The organism is Corallococcus sp. 4LFB, assembly GCF_046520365.1.
Lineage (GTDB): Bacteria > Myxococcota > Myxococcia > Myxococcales > Myxococcaceae > Corallococcus > Corallococcus caeni.
The window spans coordinates 1-5630 of sequence record NZ_JBKGHJ010000508.1 but is presented as its reverse complement, the minus strand read 5'-3'; the positions used below and the strand labels follow the sequence as shown (position 1 = coordinate 5630).

Below are 5630 nucleotides of genomic sequence, written 5' to 3'. Positions count from 1 at the left end.
GGCCGCCGTAGCCGGTGCGGTCCACTCGCGGTAGCTGGCGCGCTCCGGGGCATCTCCTGGACGGTGCCTTCGCCCTGGGTGCGCACGGGACCGGCGCCGTTGGCGTAGCGCGGGTCCCGGTCATCGCGGCCGTAGGGCCCGGAGGTGCCCCCGTCGCGCTCGCCCTCGCGGTCCGCGCGCCACAGGCCGGTGTCGTCCGTGTCGGTGCGCACCCGGGCGAGGCGCATCGCGGCGGCGCGGTGGAAGCGTCCCTGGCGGTCGGAGGGGGGCTCGTCGCGCCCGGGGCTCCAACCACTCACGTCCGACTCCGAGCGCTCGCGTGAGCCTGGCGGCGCCACGTCCGGCGAGCGGTGCGTGGCCATCGCGTCGGTGGGAGGCGTGGAGATGTCCGCGCGCCCCAGGTCATGCCTGCCGTTTCCGTTGCTGTAGTCCTTGGTGCCCATGTGCGTCGCAAGCCTCCTCGACTTGCGAACATGGGAAGCGGACCCGGACGCGCAAAGCTCCAGCCGTGCAGGTGCGGCGCCGCTCGCCCGTCCGCTCTGGGCCCCCAAGGCCTCCGAAGCCTCCGAGGCCCCCGGCGTCAGGCGACGGTGAGCGCGTCGCCCAGGTGCACCAGTCCCCGGAAGTCCTCCAGGTCCGCGCCCGCGTCCGGCGCGGCGATGGCCAGCGCGCCCCGGGGCAACCCTTCGGCCAGCCGGGCCAGCAGCGAGCGGTGGGCCTTCGCGCGCGCGTCCTCCACGCCCGCCAGGCGCTCCAGCCCGATGACGGCGTCCGTGTCCGCGGCGTTGCTGGCGTGCGGCTTCAGGTTGGCGGCGGGGGCCAGGCTGTCCTCGCGCGCCCAGCTGCGGTTGAGCACGTAGCCCGCGAAGGGCAGCCCCTTCGCCTGGAGCGTCTCCTGGAAGAAGGTGGCCTCGCGCAGCGCGGCGGCCTCCGGCGAGGTGACGAGCAGGAACGCCGCGTCCTTCGACGACAGGTGCTCCCGCAGCCGCTCCGAGTGCAGGCGGATGCCGGCGAACAGCCCTCCGAAGGCGGCCACGAAGGAGCGCATCTCCTGCGCGAAGCCGCCGCCGAAGATGCCGTCCAGCACGCGGCCCACCAGCGCCTGCGCGCCCTGCCACAGCCGGCCGGTGCGGCCGGATTCCGGCCCGAAGAGGGAGATGACCCGGTCATCCAGGAAGCGCGACAGCCGGCCCGGGGCCTCCAGGAAGTCCAGCGCGTGGCGGCTGGGCGGGGTGTCCAGGAGGATGAGGTCGTAGTGGCCCTCCGCCAGGAAGCCGTCCAGCGCCTCCGCGGCGGCGTACTCCTGCACGCCCGCGACCAGCTCCGACAGGAAGCGGTACAGCCGGTGCTCCAGGATGGCGCGCGCCGCGCTCTCCGTGGCGGACAGCCGGCGCACCATGCGCTCGAAGACGACGCGCGGCTCCAGCATCCACACGTCCAGCCGGCCCGTGCCGCGCGGGCCGTCCGCGTACAGGCGCTCCGGGGGCACGGTGGTGGGCTCCGCGCCGTTCTCCTTCAGCCCCATGGCCTCCGCCAGCCGCCGGGCCGGGTCGATGGTGAGCACCAGCACGTGGCGCCCCGCGCGGCCGCGGCCACGCCCAGCGCCGCCGCCGTCGTCGTCTTGCCCACGCCGCCCGCGCCGCACAGCACGATGATGCGCTTGTCCCGCAGCAGCCCGTCCAGGTTCATGGCGTGGCCTCCCGGCCGCCATGAGACGCGGCCCCTTCAAGTTTGGACACCAGCAGCTCCGCCAGCCGCTCCACCAGCGCCATGCCCGTCAGCGCCAGCTCCGGCATGCCCCAGTGGGGCACGGACAGGCCCGCGGCCAGCCGCTGCCGCGCCTCCCGCGCGCGCTCCAGCCGCTCCAGCGCGCGCTGCCCCCGGTGCGGCCCGTGCGTCTCCAACAGCCGCTCCAGCGCCGCGCGCGACTCCGGCGTGAAGGGGTCCTCCGGCATGCGGTTGAGCACCGCCGCGGACAGGGGCAGGCCCACGTCCTTCAGCTCCCCCACCAGCGCCAGCGTCTCGCTCACCGGCAGGGGCTCCGGCAGGGTGGTGACCACCACGCCCGTGCGCGCCGGGTCCTGGAGCAGGTCCAGCCCCTCGCGCACCGCTCTGCCCACGGGCCCGCCCGGCATCAGCGACAGGATGCTCCGGGGCAGGGTGGCCAGCGCCAGCGCGTGGCCGGTGGCGGGCAGGTCCACCACCGTGAGCGGGTGCACCATGCGGCCGTCGGGGTGCGTGCGGCGCAGGAGCGACAGCAGCTGGAACATCAGCCCCATCTCCTTGAGCGCTGGGCCCGCCTCCAGGAAGCGCCGCAGGGCCCGCGAGCGCAGCGCGGCCTCCGCCAGCCATTTCACGGGCAGGGTCTCCTCCAGGAACAGCCGGTGCCCCTCCGGGGCCGACAGGCGCACGAAGGACAGGTTCGGGCCCGCCGTCACCACGCGGGGCCCGGCCTCCTTCACGCCCAGGAGCCCCGCGAGCGTGGACGGGCCGCCCTCGTCCGGGGACAGCTCCGCCAGGAGCACCGGCCGGCCCGCCCGCGCCGCCGCCACCGCCAGCGCCGCGGAGAGCGTCGTCTTGCCCACGCCGCCCTTGCCCGACACCAGCACGGCGCGTCTGCTCCACAAGGACTCCAGCACCACGCTCCCATCCTCCGCGCCATCAGCGCGACCCTTCACAGTGAGCAAGGAAGCGCGTCCCGACAACCGGCCGGAGATGCGCCCAGGAGCGGCCGCCCGCCATACCGCCCGCTGGCGAGCATAGCGGCTTTCCGTTCACTCCCCGGCGGCCCCCGCGCCGCGCTGACCCGGGCATGACACAAGCCCGGGCCGGCGCCCCCAACGCCCGCGCGTGGGAAGTCATGACGCGACGTGCGAGGAATGACCCGGCCCGGCAGGCCACGTGGGTCGCCGCCAGGGGGGAACCCGGAGGGTTGTACGGGGGGAAACCCTCTGGAAAGAGGGGTCACGGACTGGTGACGCCCCCCGGGTTTTGAGTACCCTCTGGCCCTCTGCGTGGGAGAGGGCATGGCGGTGCTGCGGGAGTGGGTCTTCGGGACACAGCGTGTCTCGCTGGAGTCCTCCGACATCCTCTGGACGAAGGTCCGAGGCTCGTTTTCCGAAACGGACGTGCGGGAACTGGTGGACGTGTTCCACGAGCTGGGGGCGGGCCCGGACAAGCCCCTGTACCTCGTCGTGGACCTGAGCAGCTCCGAGGGGCTGTCGGTCGCGCCGCGCAAGTACCTGGCGGAGCACGTGCGCCCCACGTGGTTCCGCGGCGTCGTCTTCTTCGGCGCCAAGCGCACGCACCGCGAGGTGCTGCGCGCGCTCGTGGTGGCGCTCAACTTCACCGGCGACGCGAAGCTGGAGGCGGAGTTCGTGGACTCGGAGGCCCAGGCCCGCGCGTGGCTGGAGGCCCACCGGCGCCGTCAGGACGGAGCCCCGCCGGGCTGAGGCCTCAGTGGACGGCCCAGCGCTCGGCGATCTCCTCGCACGCGAGCACCACGTCCCCCAGCCGGCGGATGTGCGCGCGCGGCGCGACGAACAGCGAGCCCGCGAACACGTCCACCACCGTCATCAGCCGGTGGTCCGCCGGGCCCAGCCGGCACAGGTGCTGCTCCGCGAAGCGCTGGAGCAGCGTGCCGATGTACTGGCCGCTCCGCTCGTCCAGCGGGTGCGTCTTGGAGAAGTAGAGCTTCATCAGCCCCACGCGCGGGTTGCCCTGCTTGTCCAGCCGCTGCACCACCACCTCCGGGCGCACGCTGATGGTCACGCCGGCCATCTCCAGCACCGGCGGCTCCGCGCCCACCGCGCTGATGATGGCGTCGTCCAGGTCCAGCCAGGGCACCAGGTCCGCGAAGCGCTCCAGCGCCTCCGAGCACAGCTGCATGCGCTGCGCCTCGAACTCCGTCTGCGGCACCGCGCAGGCGAAGCGGCGCTGGGCCTCCCGCAGCACGTTCAGGTCCAGGCCCCGGCAGAGGAAGTCCGTGATGGCCTGGGACGCCTCCGGATAGCGCAGGTACTGGGGCTCCGGCGGGTGCTTCTGGTCGTGGATGATGCGCTTGCGGCGGGCGGGCGTGGCGACCAGGTACTCGCCCAGCTTGTTCACCGAGACACGCGGCAGTTCACGGGTTTCCGTCATGAGTTCCCCCTCTGGAAGGCTGTCGGAATGGGTACACAGTACAGAGGGGGTCTGACATCCAATGGACAGCGGAGCCTTGTCCCAAAGGGCAGGTTCGCGCCGGGGCGCTTCCCTGGGGTGGAGGGGTCGGGCGTAGGGTTCCTCCAGTGAAGCGGGGGGAGGACCGAATGGAAAACCAGACACGCGAGTGGACGTGTGGCGCGCACCGGATTCGCATGACGGCGCCAGACGTGTTGCACACGAAGTACACGGGCGTCGTGGGGCTGCAGGACGCGAAGTGGGCGCTGCGGGTCTACGAGGAGATGGCGGCGAACGGGCCGTTCTACCTGGTGGCGGAGGTGCCGGGGTCGGAGCTGCCCACCGAGTCCCGCAAGTTCCTGGCCAACAACGTGCGCGCGGAGTGGATGCGCTCGGTGGTGTACGTGGGCTCGGACCTGTCGCAGCGGGTGGTGGGCAAGGCCATGTCCGTGGCCATGCTGCTCACCGGCCACGCGGCCAGCTTCGACACGGTCTTCGTGGACACGATGGCGCAGGCCGAGGCCTGGGTGGACGCGCACCGGCTGGATCACGCCCCGCGCCGCGTGGGCTGAGCGCGCCCCCGGCGCCGCCGGACTCCGGACGTGACGAAGGGCCAGGATGGGGCGGGAAGCCCGGGTCCTGGCCCTCGGTGTTTTCAGGGGCTCGCGCGGTCCTCAGCGCTCGCGGTCCGGCATGCGGTCCGGGTGGCCGTAGCGGTAGACGTCGGACACCGGGTTGGTGCCCGCGTCGCTGCGCGGGCCGTCGCCGTCCGGCATGTCGTCGAGCGAGGACCCCGGCGCGCGCGCGCGCGGGTCGTACGGGTGCAGGCCGCTGGCGTGGTGGCGGCGCGGGTCGCGGTCGTCCGGGTCGTCCACGTCCTGCGCGGTGCGCAGGTGGACGCCCCGCTCGTCGGCCTCGGTCCGCTCGCGGCGGGGGCTGGGCTCGTCTTCTTCTTCCTCCTCGGCGCGGGAGCGCTGGGGCTTCGGGTCCTCGTGGGGCGCGGAGCCCTGGCCTTCGCGCGGGGGTTCGCCGCCTTGGCGTGGGTGGGTCGGACGCCCGTAGAAGTCCTCGGCGGGCTGCGGGGGTGCGGGGCGTGGGTCGTGGTCGGCCATGAAGAGGTCCCTCCGTCGTAGGAAGTTCTTCATCCCCCCTGCCGTCCGGCAACCTGCTCCCGGAGCACGCGCCGGGCCTGGAGGGCAGGCAGCCGGGCGTCGAGGCCCTCGCCGTGCACGGTGTCAGGGGGACACGAGGAGGATGCCCCCGGCGAGCGCGGGTGCCTCGTCATCTCCGATGGCGCGCACGTGGCCGTAGCCGAGCTGCCCGGACGTGTTGAGGCCCCAGCACAGCGCACGGCCGGAGGAGAGCACGGCGCACGTGTGCTGGCCGCCCGCGGTGATGGCCGTGGCGGGGGGCGCCCCCCACGTCGATGAAGGCGGCGCCGGGGCGCGGACAGGGGAGCGGCGTGTTGGCGT

The 5630-nt window shown here is 73.8% G+C and carries 8 protein-coding genes and 1 pseudogene; 2 read left to right on the top strand and 7 right to left on the bottom strand.

Features of this window, described 5'->3' with window-relative positions; translation table 11 throughout:
- The 4 genes and pseudogenes from ACLEQD_RS35435 to ACLEQD_RS35420 form a co-directional block, all read right to left on the bottom strand.
- Positions 1–443, bottom strand: a pseudogene (locus tag ACLEQD_RS35435) (hypothetical protein); the annotation flags it as partial.
- A gap of 137 nt (positions 444–580) precedes the next feature.
- Positions 581–1570: an ArsA family ATPase gene (locus tag ACLEQD_RS35430; RefSeq protein ID WP_410390200.1), complete on the bottom strand. Its 990-nt coding sequence runs from the start codon at positions 1568–1570 to the stop codon at positions 581–583.
- Positions 1516–1689, bottom strand: a complete 174-nt coding sequence (locus ACLEQD_RS35425) for a hypothetical protein (RefSeq protein WP_410390198.1) — start codon at positions 1687–1689, stop codon at positions 1516–1518. The genes ACLEQD_RS35430 and ACLEQD_RS35425 overlap by 55 nt, the downstream gene beginning before the upstream one ends.
- On the bottom strand, positions 1686–2639 hold the full coding sequence (locus ACLEQD_RS35420; protein ID WP_410390202.1) for an ArsA family ATPase: 954 nt from the start codon (positions 2637–2639) through the stop codon (positions 1686–1688). Before ACLEQD_RS35420 ends, ACLEQD_RS35425 begins: the two co-directional genes overlap by 4 nt.
- 387 nt (positions 2640–3026) lie before the next feature.
- Here ACLEQD_RS35420 and ACLEQD_RS35415 point away from each other — a divergent pair, with 387 nt between their 5' ends.
- Positions 3027–3452, top strand: a complete 426-nt coding sequence (locus ACLEQD_RS35415) for an STAS/SEC14 domain-containing protein (protein WP_338269325.1) — start codon at positions 3027–3029, stop codon at positions 3450–3452.
- A gap of 4 nt (positions 3453–3456) precedes the next feature.
- Here ACLEQD_RS35415 and ACLEQD_RS35410 read toward each other — a convergent pair whose 3' ends face one another.
- Positions 3457–4140: a hypothetical protein gene (locus ACLEQD_RS35410; protein ID WP_120523879.1), complete on the bottom strand. Its 684-nt coding sequence runs from the start codon at positions 4138–4140 to the stop codon at positions 3457–3459.
- A gap of 167 nt (positions 4141–4307) precedes the next feature.
- Here ACLEQD_RS35410 and ACLEQD_RS35405 point away from each other — a divergent pair, with 167 nt between their 5' ends.
- Entirely contained in the window at positions 4308–4730 is a 423-nt protein-coding gene (locus ACLEQD_RS35405; RefSeq protein ID WP_410390196.1) for an STAS/SEC14 domain-containing protein, read from the top strand.
- A 102-nt stretch (positions 4731–4832) separates the two neighbouring features.
- Here ACLEQD_RS35405 and ACLEQD_RS35400 read toward each other — a convergent pair whose 3' ends face one another.
- Together ACLEQD_RS35400 and ACLEQD_RS35395 are read right to left on the bottom strand one after the other, a co-directional pair.
- Positions 4833–5270: a hypothetical protein gene (locus tag ACLEQD_RS35400; protein ID WP_410390194.1), complete on the bottom strand. Its 438-nt coding sequence runs from the start codon at positions 5268–5270 to the stop codon at positions 4833–4835.
- A 123-nt stretch (positions 5271–5393) separates the two neighbouring features.
- Positions 5394–5630, bottom strand: a 237-nt coding sequence (locus tag ACLEQD_RS35395; RefSeq protein ID WP_410390193.1) for a hypothetical protein, incomplete at its 5' end; no start/stop codon positions are given.

Excerpts from the sequence above, each read along its gene's own strand:
- ACLEQD_RS35425 (WP_410390198.1), bottom strand. The coding sequence starts at position 1,689 with ATGAACCTGGACGGGCTGCTGCGGGACAAGCGCATCATCGTGCTGTGC.
- ACLEQD_RS35415 (WP_338269325.1), top strand. The coding sequence starts at position 3,027 with ATGGCGGTGCTGCGGGAGTGGGTCTTCGGGACACAGCGTGTCTCGCTG.
- ACLEQD_RS35410 (WP_120523879.1), bottom strand. The coding sequence starts at position 4,140 with ATGACGGAAACCCGTGAACTGCCGCGTGTCTCGGTGAACAAGCTGGGC.
- ACLEQD_RS35405 (WP_410390196.1), top strand. The coding sequence starts at position 4,308 with ATGGAAAACCAGACACGCGAGTGGACGTGTGGCGCGCACCGGATTCGC.
- ACLEQD_RS35400 (WP_410390194.1), bottom strand. The coding sequence starts at position 5,270 with ATGGCCGACCACGACCCACGCCCCGCACCCCCGCAGCCCGCCGAGGAC.